This is a genomic window from Amycolatopsis sp. 2-15 (assembly GCF_030285625.1).
GTDB lineage: Bacteria > Actinomycetota > Actinomycetes > Mycobacteriales > Pseudonocardiaceae > Amycolatopsis > Amycolatopsis carbonis.
The window spans coordinates 1,788,055-1,803,544 of sequence record NZ_CP127294.1; the positions used below are offsets into that span (position 1 = coordinate 1,788,055).

16 protein-coding genes are annotated in these 15,490 nt (G+C 67.6%); 9 read left to right on the forward strand and 7 right to left on the reverse strand.

The genetic code is table 11. From position 1 onward, the window contains the following. Positions 1-36 precede the first annotated feature (36 nt). Genes QRX50_RS08830 through QRX50_RS08845 form a run of 4 tightly spaced genes read left to right on the forward strand, consistent with a single transcriptional unit; the run spans position 37 to position 952 of the window. Complete coding sequence (locus QRX50_RS08830) at positions 37-300, forward strand: hypothetical protein (RefSeq protein ID WP_285971463.1); 264 nt, start codon at positions 37-39, stop codon at positions 298-300. 15 nt (positions 301-315) lie between these two features. Next, positions 316-507 carry a hypothetical protein gene (locus QRX50_RS08835; RefSeq protein ID WP_285971464.1) on the forward strand — a complete coding sequence of 64 codons (192 nt, stop codon included), beginning with the start codon at positions 316-318 and terminating at the stop codon, positions 505-507. Between the two features lie 44 nt (positions 508-551). Continuing rightward, entirely contained in the window at positions 552-734 is a 183-nt protein-coding gene (locus QRX50_RS08840; protein ID WP_285971465.1) for a hypothetical protein, read from the forward strand. Further along, a complete protein-coding gene (locus tag QRX50_RS08845) occupies positions 731-952 on the forward strand; it encodes a hypothetical protein (RefSeq protein WP_285971466.1) in 222 nt (73 codons plus the stop codon). The genes QRX50_RS08840 and QRX50_RS08845 overlap by 4 nt, the downstream gene beginning before the upstream one ends. Positions 953-1,110: 158 nt before the next feature. On the opposite strand, the gene QRX50_RS08850 is transcribed toward QRX50_RS08845, so the two are convergent. Genes QRX50_RS08850 through pdhA form a run of 3 tightly spaced genes read right to left on the reverse strand, consistent with a single transcriptional unit; the run spans position 1,111 to position 4,725 of the window. After that, positions 1,111-2,487 (reverse strand): dihydrolipoamide acetyltransferase family protein, encoded by a 1,377-nt coding sequence (locus QRX50_RS08850; protein WP_285971467.1) that lies wholly within the window; start codon positions 2,485-2,487, stop codon positions 1,111-1,113. A 16-nt stretch (positions 2,488-2,503) separates the two neighbouring features. Beyond that, positions 2,504-3,496 carry an alpha-ketoacid dehydrogenase subunit beta gene (locus QRX50_RS08855; protein ID WP_285971468.1) on the reverse strand — a complete coding sequence of 331 codons (993 nt, stop codon included), beginning with the start codon at positions 3,494-3,496 and terminating at the stop codon, positions 2,504-2,506. Then, the gene (gene pdhA / locus QRX50_RS08860; RefSeq protein ID WP_285971469.1) at positions 3,496-4,725 is read right to left on the reverse strand and encodes a pyruvate dehydrogenase (acetyl-transferring) E1 component subunit alpha; all 1,230 of its coding nucleotides are present in this window, start codon (positions 4,723-4,725) and stop codon (positions 3,496-3,498) included. The genes QRX50_RS08855 and pdhA overlap by 1 nt, the downstream gene beginning before the upstream one ends. A 352-nt stretch (positions 4,726-5,077) precedes the next feature. On the opposite strand from pdhA, the gene QRX50_RS08865 reads away from it, so the two are divergent. The 4 genes from QRX50_RS08865 (at position 5,078) to QRX50_RS08880 (ending at position 9,448) form a co-directional block, all read left to right on the forward strand. After that, positions 5,078-6,508, forward strand: coding sequence for a M20/M25/M40 family metallo-hydrolase (locus QRX50_RS08865; RefSeq protein WP_285971470.1), 1,431 nt, complete (start codon positions 5,078-5,080; stop codon positions 6,506-6,508). 235 nt (positions 6,509-6,743) lie between these two features. Beyond that, entirely contained in the window at positions 6,744-7,685 is a 942-nt protein-coding gene (locus QRX50_RS08870) for an ABC transporter substrate-binding protein (protein WP_285971471.1), read from the forward strand. A 24-nt stretch (positions 7,686-7,709) separates the two neighbouring features. Next, positions 7,710-8,678, forward strand: a complete 969-nt coding sequence (locus QRX50_RS08875; RefSeq protein WP_285971472.1) for an amino acid ABC transporter permease — start codon at positions 7,710-7,712, stop codon at positions 8,676-8,678. After that, positions 8,675-9,448: an amino acid ABC transporter ATP-binding protein gene (locus tag QRX50_RS08880; RefSeq protein WP_285971473.1), complete on the forward strand. Its 774-nt coding sequence runs from the start codon at positions 8,675-8,677 to the stop codon at positions 9,446-9,448. The genes QRX50_RS08875 and QRX50_RS08880 overlap by 4 nt, the downstream gene beginning before the upstream one ends. A 72-nt stretch (positions 9,449-9,520) precedes the next feature. Here the strand turns inward: QRX50_RS08880 and QRX50_RS08885 are convergent, their stop codons facing one another. From QRX50_RS08885 to QRX50_RS08900, 4 genes are all read right to left on the reverse strand, one after another. Continuing rightward, positions 9,521-10,267: an ESX secretion-associated protein EspG gene (locus tag QRX50_RS08885; protein ID WP_285971474.1), complete on the reverse strand. Its 747-nt coding sequence runs from the start codon at positions 10,265-10,267 to the stop codon at positions 9,521-9,523. 287 nt (positions 10,268-10,554) lie between these two features. Then, on the reverse strand, positions 10,555-11,796 hold the full coding sequence (locus QRX50_RS08890; protein WP_285971475.1) for a hypothetical protein: 1,242 nt from the start codon (positions 11,794-11,796) through the stop codon (positions 10,555-10,557). Positions 11,797-11,802: 6 nt separating this feature from the next. Continuing rightward, complete coding sequence (locus QRX50_RS08895) at positions 11,803-12,372, reverse strand: DUF3558 domain-containing protein (RefSeq protein WP_285971476.1); 570 nt, start codon at positions 12,370-12,372, stop codon at positions 11,803-11,805. A gap of 24 nt (positions 12,373-12,396) precedes the next feature. Next, on the reverse strand, positions 12,397-12,900 hold the full coding sequence (locus tag QRX50_RS08900) for a hypothetical protein (protein ID WP_285971477.1): 504 nt from the start codon (positions 12,898-12,900) through the stop codon (positions 12,397-12,399). 281 nt (positions 12,901-13,181) lie between these two features. Here QRX50_RS08900 and QRX50_RS08905 point away from each other — a divergent pair, with 281 nt between their 5' ends. Next, a complete protein-coding gene (locus QRX50_RS08905) occupies positions 13,182-15,482 on the forward strand; it encodes an oxidoreductase (RefSeq protein WP_285971478.1) in 2,301 nt (766 codons plus the stop codon). Positions 15,483-15,490: the final 8 nt, after the last annotated feature.

A 15,490-nucleotide genomic window follows, 5' to 3' on the forward strand; every position in this document is an offset into this window, starting at 1 on the left:
GAGGTAGGTGGTGCCGGTGCGCGTGAAAACGGCTCCGTGTGGAGTGTGCTGCTCGAATTTCTCCTCGCTCTCTGGTGGTTTTTCGTCGCGATCGGAATTGCCAAGTTCATCATTGTTCCCCTCGTCAAATGGCTGCTCGTCACCGTGTTCGAGTCGCTCAAGGGTGCCTCGGGCGCGGGCCGGACGGCGCGCCGGCTGCTCGCCGTGCCGATCACCGGTTTGCTGAGCAGGCAACGCAAAGCGCGTGGTGGTCACCGGGACAGCCGGCTCGATCTCTTCACCGTGGACCTGGTTTTCTGAACGGAGCGGTGAATCTTGGCGGGAGACGAGTTGGTGCCGAGCGGCCGGAATGTGCCGTTCGAGGTTCAGTACGCGAATGGGAATCTGCCGGCGAGCGGGAGTGCCGATCTCGCGGAGGTCGTGGTCGGCGCGATCGCCCAGGCTCTCGGGTTCCCGACGGCCGCGCTCGTGCGCTCGGTCACGCCGAGGCACTGGCGGCGGAGCTGACGCAGGAACTCGCCCGGCTGCTCCGAAGCTAGAGAGGAACTGTGATGACCGAACTGATCAGGAGGACCGGCGCCGAGGTCGAGCGCCGGCCGCTGGAGAAGGCGGTGGAGCTCGCCGCCACGGCGCACCGCAAGGTCGTGGTCAAGCGCCAGGAGATCCGGGTGGCGCTCAACATCGCCGAGGTGACCGCGGAAGCCGAGATCAGGGCCGACCGGCGGCGGCGATGACCGGCACGGAAGAGCTGGAGGGGCTCGTGCGCACCGTCGTGGAGGAGCCGGCTGCGGCGCGGCTGCAGCAACTGCTGGCCGAAGGGCTCATCACCGCGTCCGACCGTGACCTGTTCCTGGTGTCGGCTCGAAAATACCGGGAAGCCGCGTTCGCGCACTACGCCGACCTCGATCCGGCGCTGCGCCACGAGCTGGTGAAGGCGCTGCTCGTCGACTAGCAGCGGGAACTCGGCCGCCTGCTGGACGAAATGGCCGCGCGCCGGCGTCGGCCGACGGCGATCGAAGCGAGGGTGGGGTCCTGCGCGGGCTGTGGCGCAGGATCCGGTGAAGCGGTTGCGGCCCGGAAACCACCGGGCCGCAACCGTGCCGGAACGAATCAGTAGGTGATCGCCACGGCCGGGTCGGCGAGCAGGGCGCCGACGTCGGCGAGGAACTCCGAACCCTGCTGGCCGTCGACCACGCGGTGGTCGAAGCTCAGCGACAGCTGCATCACCTTGCGGACCTTGATCTCGCCGTCCACGACCCAGGGGGTGTCGCGGATCGCGCCGACCGCCAGGATCGCCGACTCACCCGGGTTGATGATGGGCGTGCCCGTGTCGACGCCGAAGACGCCGACGTTGGTGATCGTGAACGTGCCGTTCGCCATCGCCGCGGGCGTGGTCTTGCCCTCGCGTGCGACGTCGGTGAGCTCGGTCAGCGCGACGGCCAGCTGCTTGAGCGACATCGCGTCGGCGTCGAAGATCTTCGGCACCACGAGCCCGCGCGGGGTCGCCGCGGCGATGCCCAGGTGCACGTAGTCCTTGTAGACGATCTCCTGCGCCGCCTCGTCCCACACCGCGTTGACGTCGGGCGTGCGCTTCGCCGCGAGGCACACGGCCTTGGCGGCGAACGCGAGCGGCGTCAGCTTCACGCCGCTGAACTCACGCGAGGACTTGAGCTTCTCGCGCAGCTCCATCATCGGCGTGACGTCGACGGTCAGGAACTCCGTGACGTGCGGTGCGGTGTAGGCGCTCTGGACCATCGCGGCGGCGGTGGCCTTGCGGACGCCCTTGATCGGCACACGCCGTTCGCGGGTGGCGGCGTCGTAACCGGCGTCCACAGTCTCCATACTGTCCGCTGTGGACACTGTGGACTCTGTGGCCGCGGGCGCCGAGCCGTTGGCCGCGCGTTCGACGTCCTCGCGCGTGATGACACCACCGTCGGCCGTGCCGGTGAGCGCGTACAGGTCGATGCCGAGGTCCTTGGCGAGCTTGCGCACCGGCGGTTTGGCCAGCGGCACATAACCACCCGCGGGAGCCACCGGAGCCGGAGCCGCTGCGACCGGAGCCACGGGCGCAGGAGCCGGTGGAGCAGCGACAGCGACCGCAGGGGCAGCCGGCGCCGAACCCTTACGCGCCCGCCGCTTCGTCGCCACAGCCTTGGAGCCGTAGCCGACCAGCGGCTTCATCTCCTCCTCGGCCGCAGCCTCAACTGGAGCGGCAGCGGGAGCCGGTGCGGACTTGCCATCAGGATCCACGTCCAAGGTCAGCAACGGAGCCCCGACCTCGACCGTCTGCCCCACCTCGACGAGCAGCTCGGTGATCACCCCGGCCCACGGGATCGGGAGTTCGACAGCAGCCTTGGCCGTCTCGACCTCGACCACGATCTGGTTGACCGTGACCGCGTCGCCCGGCTTCACGTGCCAGGCGAGGATGTCGGCCTCGGTCAGCCCCTCTGCCGTGTCCGACAAGGGGAACTGTTTGTACTCAGGCATTTCAGCGGGTTCCCCCTTACCAGTTCAGCGAGCGGTCGACGGCGTGCAGCACCCGGTCCAGGTCGGGGAGGTAGTGCTCCTCGAGCTTGGCCGGCGGGTACGGCGTGTCGAAACCGGCGACGCGCAGGACGGGGGACTCCAGCGAGTAGAAGCATTCCTGCTGCACACGGGCCGCGATCTCCGAGGTCAGCGACGACTCGGACGGCGCCTCGCTCACGGCGATCAGCCGGCCGGTCTTGCGCACCGACGCGAACACCGGATCCAGGTCGAGCGGCGAGAGCGTGCGCAGGTCGATGACCTCCAGCGACTTGCCCTCGTCCTCGGCGGCCGCGGCGGCGTCGAGCGCCACCTTCACCGACGGACCGTAGGCGACGACGGTCGCGGTGGTCCCCTCGCGCACCACGCGCGAGCGGAACACGCGGCCCGGTGAGGTGTCGGTGTCGACCTCCATCTTCAGCGCGCCCGAGTGGTAGAGCTTCTTGGGCTCGAAGAAGAGGATCGGGTCGTCGGAGCGGATGGCCTCCTGGATGCCCCAGTAGGCGTCGACCGCGTTGGAGACCGAGACGACCTTCAGGCCGGCGATGTGCGAGAACAGCGACTCAGGCGACTCCGAGTGGTGCTCCACCGCGCCGATCCCGCCGCCGAACGGCACGCGGATCACCACGGGCATCTTGATCTTGCCCTGCGTGCGGTAATGCAGCTTCGCCAGCTGCGACGAGATCTGGTCGAACCCGGGGAAGATGAAGCCCTCGAACTGGATCTCGCACACGGGCCGGAACCCGCGCACGGCCAGGCCAACGGCAGTGCCGATGATGCCCGACTCGGCCAGCGGCGTGTCGAGCACGCGCTGCTCACCGAAGTCCTTCTGCAGGCCGTCGGTGATGCGGAAGACGCCGCCGAGCTTGCCGACGTCCTCACCCATGATCAGGACCTTCGGGTCCTCTTCCATCGCGCGGCGCAGGCCGAGGTTGATGGCCTTGCCGATCGTGAGCTTCTGCAGGTCTGCCATCAGTGCTCACCCGCCGTGGCAAAACCGTCCAAGTAGGACAGGAACTCTTCCCGCTCCGCGTCGAGAACCGGCGACGGCTCGGCGTAGACGTTGGCGAAGATCCGCTCGGGCGGCGGCTCCGGCATGTTGAACGTGTAGTCGCGAAGCTGCGTCGCGAACTCGTCGGCTTCGGCCTGAACCTGGTCGAAGAAGTCGTGGTCCGCACCGCCGCCGCGCGCGAGGTAGGCGCGCACGCGCTCGATCGGGTCCTTGAGCTTCCACTCCTCCAGCTCGTCGGAGAGCCGGTAGCGGGTCGGGTCGTCGGTGGTGGTGTGGGCGTCCATCCGGTAGGTGAAGGCCTCGATCAGCACCGGGCCGTTGCCGTGCCGGCACTCCTCCAGCGCCCACCGGGTGACGGCGAGGCAGGCGAGCACGTCGTTGCCGTCCACGCGGATGCCGGGGAAGCCGTAGCCGCGGGCGCGCTGGTACAGCGGCAGGCGCGACTGGCGCTCGGTCGGCTCCGAGATAGCCCACTGGTTGTTCTGGCAGAAGAAGACCAGCGGCGCGTCGTAGACGGCGGCCCAGACGAAGCCTTCGTGCACGTCGCCCTGCGAAGTGGCGCCGTCGCCGAAGTAGCAGATGGTGGCTTCGTCAGTGTCAGAAGGATTGCCGTCGCCGTCTGTGTTTCCAACCCTGCCCTCGAACTTCTGCCCCATCGCGTAACCGGCGGCGTTGAGCACCTGGTTGCCGATGACGATCGTGTACGGGTGGAAGCGGTGGGCGGCGAAGTCCCAGCCGCCCTGGTCCGTGCACCGGAAGATGCCGAGCAGCTCACGCAGGTCCACGCCGCGCGTGTACGCGACGCCGTGCTCGCGGTAGCTCGGGAACGCCATGTCGGTGGGCTTCAGAGCGCGGCCGGAGCCGATCTGCGCGGCCTCCTGGCCCAGCAGCGGGACCCAGATCCCCAGCTGCCCCTGGCGCTGCATCGCGTTGGCCTCGCGGTCGGCGCGGCGCACCAGCACCATGTCGCGATACAGGTTCTTCAGCACCTCGTCGTCGACGTCCGCGACGTACTTGTCGAACTGCGGCGACGGGATTCGCTGACCTTCGGGGGTGAGCAGCTGAGTCAGCTCAGCGCCACCTTCGCTCGTTGCTCGCAGACCCGCGATCACCTGTTCGGGTGAGGGCTTGGCCGCTACGGCGGCGGGCCCGTCTCCAGGTTCCGGGTGCGTCCACTGTTCGGACGGCATGCGCTGTATCTCCTCGGTGTCGGCGCCGTGGTGGCCGCTTGTGGCGGCCACAGCGACTGCACCGGCGGGGACCTGCGCCCCGGATTCGGGGCGCCTGGCCACCGTCGGCGTTGACGGTTCTCGCCGCCATCCTGGCACGAAGCCCGGTGCGATGGTGAGCCGCGGATGCTGATTTGTTGCTGAGATCCGGGCGCCTGAACAGGCAAAACGCTGGGAACTCCGAGTATGGGACGAACGATGATCGGGAATCCGCACCACTGCCCACCAGGCGTCACCGGGTGGGCACCGGCCGCGTCCGGGTGTCGGGTTTCACGAACTCGGCAGCGGTCGTGACGTCGGTCACCGTGGCAGGATGGCCGTCGTGGAACAGAAATCCGTACGTGAAACCGTCGTCTCGACGTGGATCAACGAGGTCGTGCCGAGCCTGTCCGGGCTCGTCGCGATCCCGGCGTTGTCCCCGGCGTTCGACGCGGACTGGGCCGCGAGCGGTCACCTCGCCGCGGCCGTCGAACACGTGAAGACGTTCATCGCCGGGCGCGACCTGCCGGGCGTGTCGATCGAGGTCGTGCAGCTCGAGGGACGTTCCCCGGTGCTGTTCGTGGACGTGCCCGCCACCGCGGGCGCCACGGGCAAGCCGACCGTGCTGATGTACGGCCACCTCGACAAGCAGCCCCCGGTCGGCGGCTGGTCCGAGGGCCTGGACCCGTGGACGCCGGTGATCCGCGACGGCCGCCTCTACGGCCGCGGCTCCGTCGACGACGGCTACTCCGGCTACGCGGCCGTGTCCGCGCTGGAGGCCGTGCGCGCGGCCGGCGGCGAGCACGCGCACACCGTGGTGCTGCTGGAGACGGGTGAGGAGTCGGGCAGCCCCGACCTGCCCGCGTACGTGGAGCACTTGAGCGCGCGGCTCGGCGAGGTCGGCCTCGTCGTCTGCCTCGACGCGGGCGGCATGGACTACGAGCGGCTGTGGCTGACCACGAGCCTGCGCGGCATGCTGCACCTCACCGTCACCGTGCAGCTGCTGGCGACGGCCCAGCACTCCGGCCTGGCCAGCGGCGTGGTCGCTTCGTCGTTCCGCGTGCTGCGGCAGCTGCTGGAGCGCATCGAGAGCGGCGAGACGGGTGAGATCAAGCTCGCGGAGCTCAACGTCGAGGTGCCGGCGAGCCGCCTGGCCGAGATCGAGGCCGTGGCCGAGGTGGCGCCCGAGAAGCTGCAGACCGCGTTCCCGCTGGTCAGTGGCGGCCGGACGATGTCGGAAGACGCGCTGGAGCTGCTGCTGAACAACTACTGGCGGCCCACGCTGTCGATCATCGGCGCCGACGGCTTCCCGCTGCCCGCCAACGCCGGCAACGTGCTGCGCGAGAGCACCACGCTCACGCTGAGCTTCCGCCTGCCGCCGACGGCCGAGGCAGGTCCGGCATTGGCCGCGGTGAAGCGCGTGCTGACCACCGACGTGCCGTATGGCGCTTCGGTGACCATCCACGAAGACGCGCAGGCCGAGAACGGCTGGAACGCGCCCGAAGAGGCGCCGTGGCTCTCGGCCGCGCTGCGCCGCGTCAGCGACGAGGTCTTCGGCCGCCCCCACCGCGCCGCCGGCATGGGCGGCTCGATCCCGTTCATGGGCTTGCTGGGCGAGAAGTACCCGCAGGCGCAGTTCCTCGTCACGGGCGCGTGCGGCGCCGACTCGAACATCCACGTGCCGGACGAGTGGCTGAACCTGGACTACGCCCAGCAGGTCACGGAAGCCGTTGCGCACATCCTGGACGCGCACGCGCGCAGCTGAGGCCGTGGTGAAAAGTCCCGGCGCCGGTTGGCTGGTGCCGGGACTTTCCCAACCGCGGGCACTCCACTGTAGACGCCCTGTGGTTTGGACCACATACTGTTCGCGTCTCAGCTGACACCGGGAGTCACGACTGCATAGGGTGAAACTGCGCCGTAACGTACAGGTGCTGTGCTTACCCGCTTACGAGTGGCAATATGCGTGCTCTCGACAGTTGATAACTACGAGGAGTGACGAAGTGGCCCGAGGACACCAGATGAAGGCGCTCGCCCTTCTCCCGGCTTTCGCGCTGGTCGGCCTGACCATGGCCTGCGGCGCGGGCGGCAGTGGCGCGGGCGATGCGGGGAGCGGCAGCTCATCGGCTGCGGCTCCTGGAGGCTCGTCGGACATCCCGGCCGTGACCAAGGACGACAAGCTCGCCGCGATGGTGCCGGCTTCGGTCACCAGCGACGGCAAGATCCTGGTCGGCCAGGACCAGAGCTACCCGCCCAACGAGTTCCAGGACGAGGGCGGCAAAGTCAGCGGCTTCGACGTCGACCTGGGCACCGCCATCGGCCAGAAGCTGGGGCTGAAGATGGAGTTCCAGAACTCCGCCTTCGACGGCATCATCCCCGGCATCCAGGCCGGCAAGTACGAGCTCGCGATGTCGTCGTTCAGCATCAACCCCGAGCGGCTGCAGACGGTCGACATGGTCAGCTACTACAAGGCAGGCACGTCGCTCGCCGTCCTGAAGGGCAACCCGGACGGCCTGAACCTCGACGACCTCTGCGGCAAGAAGATGGGCGTGCAGAAGGGCACCACGCAGGTCGACGACCTGCAGACGCGCTCGGATGCCTGCACCAAGGCGGGCAAGCCGGCCATCGAGGTCACGCAGCTGCAGGCCCAGACCGATGTGAACCTGGCACTCACCGCCAAGCGCGTGCAGGGCGAGCTGGCCGACTCCCCGGTGATCGACTACGCCGTGAAGCAGACCGGCGGGCTGCTGGACGTCGTCGGCGCGCCGTACGACACCGCGCCCTACGGCATCGTGCTCAAGAAGGACAGCGGCGACTACACGAAGGCCGTTCAGCAGGCCGTGCAGGCGCTGATCGACGACGGCACGTACAAGAAGATCCTCGACAAGTGGGGTCTGTCCGGTACGGGCGCGGTGACCACGTCGGAGATCAACCCGGCTTCCTGAGGCCGTAGATAGGACGTAGTTCTCGTGTCCAGTTTCTTCGACGCGCCTCCCACTGAGGAGACGCCCGTAGACACCACGCCGATCAAGGCCGTCCCAGTGCGCCACTACGGGCGCTGGGTGGCCGGGGTGATCATTCTTTTCCTGGCCTTCATCGTCGTCCGCAGCGTCGTCACCAACGTCAACTTGGACTGGCCGACTGTCTGGGATTACATGTTCAACGACCGTGTGCTGCGCGGTCTGCAGAACACGTTGATCCTGACGGTGATTTCGATGCTCATCGGCATCGTCGGTGGCGTGCTGCTCGCGGTTATGCGCCTTTCGCCGAACCCGCTGATGAAGGGTGCCGCGGGCATCTACGTCTGGTTGTTCCGCGGTACCCCGCTGATCACTCAGCTGGTGTTCTGGAACTTCCTGGCGTTCGCGTACCCGCGGCTGGGTCTGGGCATTCCGTTCGGCCCGGAGTTCGTCTCCTGGGACACCAACACGCTGATCAACCAGTTCACGGCTTCGCTGCTGGGCCTCGGGCTGAACGAAGCCGCATACATGGCGGAGATCGTGCGTGGTGGCATCCAGTCGATCGACTCCGGCCAGCTCGAAGCGTCGTCCGCCCTGGGAATGAAGCGCACGACCACCTTGCGGCGCATCATTCTTCCGCAGGCGATGCGCGTGATCATCCCGCCGACGGGCAACGAGACGATCTCGATGCTCAAGACCACGTCGCTGGTGGTCGTGATCGGGTACTTCGAGCTGATGGTCGCGGTGCAGACCATCTACGCGCAGAACTTCAAGACCATTCCACTGCTGCTGGTGGCGGTGATCTGGTACCTGATCATGACGTCGATCCTCACGATCATCCAGCTGCAGATCGAAAAGCGATTCGCACGAGGGACATCGCGCGCGGTCGCCGAAAAGAACAGGTGGGGTTCACGAATGCTCGGCTTCCGGTTCGGCCAGGGCGGCGGCGGCCAGGGCGGCGGCGGTGGTGTCGCATGACCGCGGTCGTTTCCGCGCAGAAAATCTGCAAGAGCTTCGGTTCGTTGGACGTGCTGAAAGGCATCGACCTCGAGGTGCACGAACGTGAAGTGTTGTGCCTCATCGGCCCGTCGGGCTCCGGCAAATCGACGCTTCTGCGCTGCATCAACCACCTCGAGAAAATCGACGCAGGACGTTTGTACGTCGACGGCGTCCTCGTCGGCTACCGGCAACGAGGCGACAAGCTCCACGAACTGCGGGAAAAAGAGGTCGCCTTACAGCGCAAGGACATCGGCATGGTGTTCCAGCGCTTCAACCTCTTTCCCCACATGACCGCGCTCGAGAATGTCATGGAGGCCCCAGTCCAGGTCCGCCGTGAACCCCGCTCCGAGGTTCGCCAGCGCGCCCTGGAACTCCTCGACCGCGTCGGCCTGGCGGACAAAGCGGCTTCGTACCCGGCCCAGCTCTCCGGCGGCCAGCAACAACGCGTCGCCATCGCCCGCGCCCTGGCCATGCAGCCCAAACTGATGCTCTTCGACGAGCCCACGTCCGCCCTGGACCCGGAACTCGTCGGCGACGTCCTGGGCGTCATGCGCCAACTAGCCAAAGACGGCATGACCATGGTCGTGGTCACCCACGAAATGCAGTTCGCCCGCGAGGTGGCCGACAAGGTCCTCTTCATGGACGGCGGCGTGGTCGTCGAGGCCGGCCCCCCGGACCAGGTAATCGGCGACCCGAAACACCAGCGCACGAAGGAGTTCCTGGCCCGGGTCCTGAGCCCGAACGCTTGATTCGCCGGTGTGGCCGCTTCCCCACGGGGAGGCGGCCACACTGCTGTTCAGCTCAGGGACGCGCGGCCACCGTCATCGCCCGCTGCGCAGCTCGTTCTCCAGCTGCTGCACCTTCTTCACGAGGTCCTGCGGCCCCGCCCCGGCCAGGCTGATCCACCCGGACTTGTCCACCCCGAACAGGATCCGCCCCTGCTCCGTGTCGATCCAGCCCGGCGGATTCTCATTCCGCAAACGCTTTCCCCGGCTGTCCCTGACCGCGACGTACAGCCGCCCGAAATACGTCTTCGGCGCCCGCAGCCACTGCACCACCTGTTTGGCGTCGCGAATACTCGGGCTCGTTTTGCTCGGAATCACGCCGCTCTTGATCGCGTTGAAGTCCGCATCCGAACAATTCAACGACGCGATCCGCGCCGGCGGCGCCTCCGGCAGCAGCAACGCGAACTCCCGCGCCAACGCCTCCGCCGAACACGGCGCGATGTACAGCACCTGATCGACCGCCACCACGGTCACCGCATCCCGCCCACTCCCCGCGGCGCGCACGGTCCGCTCACCCTTGTCCGACTTCACCCACGAGTAGTACTCGACCCCTGGGCGCTGCAGCAGGCGCAGCACCTCGACGAAGTCGTCATCGAGCCGACCTCCGCGGACGAGCCACCGCCGGTTCAGCTCCGCGTCCGTGTCGGCCGCCAACTGCTTCCGCTCGTCCGGCGAGTACCACAACGCCCCGCGCACGAGCGTCGGGTGGATGTCACCGAGGTTGAGCCGCTCGAGCAGCACCTCGTACGTCTGCAGGCTCAACTCCACCGGCTTGCGCAGCACTTTCTCACTCCCCCTGTGTCAGGCTTCGGCAGCCGGCGTCGACGGGATCAGCACGTCGTTCCTGTTGCTTGCCATCGGAAAGCGGGCGTTCGCCACTTCGTCCGTCTGGCATCGCTGCCGTGCCTCCCCGCACGGGCCGCTCCAGTTCGGGTGCGGCCTACCCTCTGTTCAAGTTCCGCTTCGCTAGGTGACTTTAACAGGGTCCAAACGTCCACGACGGCGCTTCCGCCCCAAGATCACCCGCCTCGGTAGGGCGGCCGGCCACCTGCCGACCGCCCTCGGCTTTCCTACGCGCCGATCACCGGTGGCGTGGGCTTGTCGCCGTCGTAGCCGCCGAAGATGGAGTCCGGGTCCTCTTCGGACAGGAGGATCTTGCGCTGATGCTCCTCGTCCTCGGGCCCCTTGCCCCCCTTGGCACCGCCGGCACCCATGCCGCCCATGCCGGGCTGGCCCTTCGCGCCGGCCGCACCCATCCCACCGGGCCGCGCGGCACCCGCACTCTCGCCCAGGGCACCGGCTCCAGTGCCTGCGCCGGCTCCGACGCCGCGTCCCATCCCGGCCGCACCACCGCTCGAGGCACCACCGCCACCGGGGCCGAAGCTGCTGCCGCTGCCACCGGGCCCGAAGCCGCCTCGGCTGCCGCCCGGTCCGAAGCCACCACCGCCGCCGAAACCGCCGACGGGCCCGAAGCCAGGCGTGAACGAACTACCTCCGGCGCCGGGCCCATTGACCCCAGCCCCACCAGGCGCCTGCCACGACGACGATCCGGGCCCACCCGGCGTCTGGGTCGGCCCTGCAAATGCGGCACTTGTGCTGTCATTCGCCGCGGACGTGTTCACGCCGGTCGTCGAGTGCCCCGGCGGAGGCGGCGCGTGGTAGCCGGCCGCTCCGGGAGGTGCTGAGTAGGTCGACGGGCCGGGGGTGTACCCACCGGAGTGCCCGGACGAGTGGCTACCGCTGCCCGAGCGGTGGGGGCCGCTGGACGTTACTGGAGTGACCTGATCAGGGGTGATTCCGCCGGCGGAGACGTTGGGATCGTGCGCCGCCGGGTAGTCCGGCGCGAGAGTCGTCCTGCGCGGCTGAGTGCTCTGGTAGTACGGCTCGTACAGCTCGACGTTGAACTTGGTGTCGGTGTCGAACTGGGCGGCTGCCTTCTCGTCGTCGCTTGCTCCGAACGACAACCAGTCCTCGGGAGTGTTGTCGTTGGCCCTGTCCTTGGACACGTTCTTCGCGTTGTCGCGAACGTAGCGAAAGGCCTCAGATTGTTCTTGCATGGAACGGCTTGCCCGGTCCAGATTCTCGCTGGCGATTTGAGAACCTTGGATCAAGGGCGTGAGGCCCGCGGTGCCTGTATCGGCCGCCTTACCGTGCCAGAACTCGTTGAGCGCACTCTGCCCTGAGGTCAACGTGCGCACTATGTTCTCGTGGATTGTCTTGAGTGAGCCAGACGCGTCTCGGGCGTTGTCCAGGGGCTCTGTTTGCCCAGGATTGTGGATGTAGGTGTAAATCTCCCAGCCGCTGTAGGTCATGATCAATCAGCCTTTGAGGTGCGTGATCGCGGCGGACGCCAGCGCTGTAGCCATGGAGCACGGGTCCTGGAGGGCTGGATTGCCGTCTCGAAGCTGGGTGATCACCGTGTACGTGACGTCGTCGCGAATCCCGACTGCGAGGTTGCACGCGCCCAGGCCTTCGCCACCGTTGTCGTACACCACCGCCGGGTAGCCCTGGATGGACGGCTGCGGCTTGAAGGTCGTCAGCGCGCCACGGGCGTGCTGTATGTATAGACCGTTCAATCCGTCCTTGTTCGCAGTGACCAGTCCGCCGCTGACGTTGCCGGTGCCATCGAAGGTCCAGGCGCAGTCTTTGCCCAAGTCCGAGTCGTCGACCGCGGTCTTCTTCACCCTGCCGCCGGCGCTTTCGACAACGGTGACCGGCACTGCCGAACACGGGTCGGCCTCGATGGAGGACGTGTCAGTGATCGGCTCAGTGATTTTGGGCGCCAGGCTCTGCGGTGCTGTCGAGTTGGCCGACGGCGAAGGAGAGGGCGTACCGGAGGTTGATCCGCCGCTGCATGCGGCTGAGGTCAGTGCTGCGGCGATCAACACGACTGCCGAACTGCGGGCTCGCATCTACAGGGCCTTTCCGAAATTGCGTAGCTGTTCTTTAGTTTGCTCGTCGTTATTCTGATAGGCGGTGCGAATATCTTTCAGTGTTTGGACGTATGCGCTGACGAAATCCGTTGCGCCCTTTAGGAACTGGTTATAGGAAGCGCCGGAAGTGCTGGCGGTTTGGACGTATCCCTGACTTCCGACTTCGGATCCGGGTGATGGGATCTGCATCAGCTTTGCCGCGTGCCGGCGTGCCTCGGCGTAGTCACCATCAAGGCTGTCCTCGAGCTGGGTGATTACCTTGTCGATTGCTTCCGGGTCGAAGTCCCAGCCGCCGGTCGCCGATGCGGTTGCGAAATCGGACTTCGCCTGGTTCGACCCCAGCGCACGGTAGTCCGGAGGCTGGGCAGGTGGCGGTGCGGTGTTCGAGCCCGGTAGCAGCCCCGAATCCGCAGGTGCCTGCTGCCCCGGCGTGACCAACTCGTTCTGGACTCCTGAAAGTCCGCCCTGGTTTCCGTCTGGCATCGTCGTGCCTCCCCGCACGGGCCGCTCCGGTCCGGGGTGCGGCCTACCCTGTGTTCAGCTTCAGCTCCAGCAAGTGACCTTAACAGGGACGACTTGCCCGCAGGATCGGTTCCCGCAAGATCACCCGGCGTGCTCAAATAGCTCGTCAAACGTTGAAAACCACGAAGTAGCTGGCAGTCTGCCAACAATCCCGCGCTACTCCATTAGGACGCTTGCCATTCCTCCTCCCTTCCGATTCGCTTAGGGCACCACCAGCGGCAGAAGGCAGAGCGAGGGGGCACGTGCCGACCGACACGACGCTGCCGCCGCTGGATCCGTTTGCCGGGGTGCCCGACAAGAGGTACGAGGTGAAGGCCGCGGACCTGCTGAGGCCTGGGTCAACAGGGATCCTCAGGTGGCGAAGGCAGGCGACCAACGCGCCGATCGTGCAGGTCGAGGACGCGTACATCACCGGGACGTTCGACCTCCGGGCCGCCGAGTCGGGCTACCTGTTCCGCTTCGAGCGGTGCCGGTTCGAGTACCCGCCGGACGTGCGGGAGGCGAACGTGCTCGGGCTCGTCTTCCGGAAGTGCTGGTTGCCGGGGCTGAAGGCGCGCAACCTCAGGAGCCGCAACGATGTCCGGTTGATCCGGAGTGTGGTGGAGGTCGGGCCGGAGGACAATGAGATCCCCGAGACCACGATCATGCGGGGCGACGATCGCGAGCGCGGCATGCCCAACGCCGCCGTGAACCTCACCGACGCCGTGATCGAGGGCTCGGTCGTGCTCACGCGCACGACGATCAAGCACCCCCACGGCAAGGCGATCCAGGCCGACCGCCTCGTGATCACGGGTGCGCTGCTCGCGTACCGCATGGTGGCGCGCGGCGAGGTGCGCGTGCCGGGCATGCGCACGGGCGGCAACGTGAACTTCTCCGGCGCGACGTTCGACAACCCCGACGGCTTCGCGTTCAATGGCAACGGCATCCACATCGGCGGCAGCCTGCTGTGCGAGGTGGACAACTACGGGCCGGCGACCGAGCGGAAACGGTTCTCCGCCACGGGAATCATGTATCTCCCGAGCGCCACTGTGGACAGTGACATCGTGCTGCGCGAAGCGAGACTCTCCGTGGACCAGCGCGGGCCGGTGGCCGTGGACGCGTGGAAGTCGAACGACCCGTACCTCGACCCGCGGCCCGCGCTCGTCGCCGACCGGCTGAAGGTCGACGGCAACCTGGAGCTCTCGGACGGGCTGCAGGCGTTCGGCACGCTGCGGATGGTCAACGCGCGCATCGGCGGCTCGCTCAGGCTGGCCGGGGCGGAGATCAAGATGGTGCGTGGCCGCGTGACGCCGTACTACGACAGGGCTTTGCACCTCGACGGGTCGGTGATCGGCGGCGACGTCGAGGCCACCAGCCTGCGTGTGCCCGTGGGGCAGGTGCGGATGGCCGACGTGCAGATCGGCGGCAACTTCCTCGCGTGGAACTCGATGTTGCTGCACCCCGGCCGCGACGTCCTCTCCGCGCGCCGCGCCAAGATCGCCGGCAACTTCCAGCTCACCGACGCGACGCTGAAGGGCACGGTGCGGCTGCAGGGCGTCGAGGTGGGTGGCAGCGTGACCCTCTTCGGCAGCAAGCTCACCGAGCCGGGGCAGCGCACGTCGTCGAGCTTTTCGCTGGACGTCCGCACCGCCCGCATCGGCCGTGACCTGGTGCTGACGGAGAACAAGGACCGCGCGTTCGTCGCGGAGGGCGGGGTGAACCTGGACGGCGCGCAGATCGCCCGGCACCTCGAAATCGTCGGCGCGCAGCTCGGCTCCCTGCCGCCGCACGGGATCGCGCTCGACGCCAGCGACGTGTCGGCCGACGACTTCTTCTTCGGCTTCCACACACCGCCTGCCGGACGCGTCAGGCTGCGCCGCGCGCACTGCGGGACCCTTGGCGACACGGAGGAGTTCTGGGCCGCCGAAGACGGCATCGAGCTCGACGACTTCCGTTACGACGCCCTGAAACGCGGCATCCCCCTCGACGACGACCGCGGCCTCGACAGGCGCATCGCGCTGCTGAGCAAGGCGATGCGCGGCTACCGGCCCGGCCCGTACGACCAGCTCGCCGCGACGCTGCGCGCGGCCGGCAACGAGGAACACGCGTCGACGGTCGGGTTGCGCAAGCAGCAGTTCCGCTACGAAGCGCTGGCGAAGGGGTTCAAGATCTTCGGCCCGGGCGTGCGGCTGTGGAGCTTCCTGCAACGCTCGATGGTCGGCTACGGCTACCGGCCCGTGCGCGCGCTGGGGTGGCTGCTCACGTTGCTGGTGCTGGGGAGCCTGTGGTTCGGCCTCGGCTCGGACGACTGCGTGCAGAACCCCGGCCGCTTCGCCGTCAGCGGGCCGCGCTGCCTGGTCAACCAGCAGGACACCGGGCTGCAGTGGAACCCGGTGATCTACACGGCCGACCTGCTGGTGCCCATCGTCGACTTCGGCAACAAGTCGCGCTGGTACATGCACGGCGCGGACAACTGGGTGGCCGCCGGCTTCACCGTCTCCGGCTGGCTCCTCGCGACGACCGTCGCGGCCGGCTTCGGCCGCATGGTGCGCCGGGACAGCTGAGGCCACCG

What these genes read in the sequence shown, in the direction of transcription:
- QRX50_RS08840 (WP_285971465.1), top strand. Translation starts at nt 552, where the DNA reads ATGACCGAACTGATCAGGAGGACCGGCGCCGAGGTCGAGCGCCGGCCG.
- QRX50_RS08845 (WP_285971466.1), top strand. Translation starts at nt 731, where the DNA reads ATGACCGGCACGGAAGAGCTGGAGGGGCTCGTGCGCACCGTCGTGGAG.
- QRX50_RS08850 (WP_285971467.1), bottom strand. Translation starts at nt 2,487, where the DNA reads ATGCCTGAGTACAAACAGTTCCCCTTGTCGGACACGGCAGAGGGGCTG.
- QRX50_RS08855 (WP_285971468.1), bottom strand. Translation starts at nt 3,496, where the DNA reads ATGGCAGACCTGCAGAAGCTCACGATCGGCAAGGCCATCAACCTCGGC.
- pdhA (WP_285971469.1), bottom strand. Translation starts at nt 4,725, where the DNA reads ATGCCGTCCGAACAGTGGACGCACCCGGAACCTGGAGACGGGCCCGCC.
- QRX50_RS08865 (WP_285971470.1), top strand. Translation starts at nt 5,078, where the DNA reads ATGGCCGTCGTGGAACAGAAATCCGTACGTGAAACCGTCGTCTCGACG.
- QRX50_RS08880 (WP_285971473.1), top strand. Translation starts at nt 8,675, where the DNA reads ATGACCGCGGTCGTTTCCGCGCAGAAAATCTGCAAGAGCTTCGGTTCG.
- QRX50_RS08890 (WP_285971475.1), bottom strand. Translation starts at nt 11,796, where the DNA reads ATGACCTACAGCGGCTGGGAGATTTACACCTACATCCACAATCCTGGG.
- QRX50_RS08900 (WP_285971477.1), bottom strand. Translation starts at nt 12,900, where the DNA reads ATGCCAGACGGAAACCAGGGCGGACTTTCAGGAGTCCAGAACGAGTTG.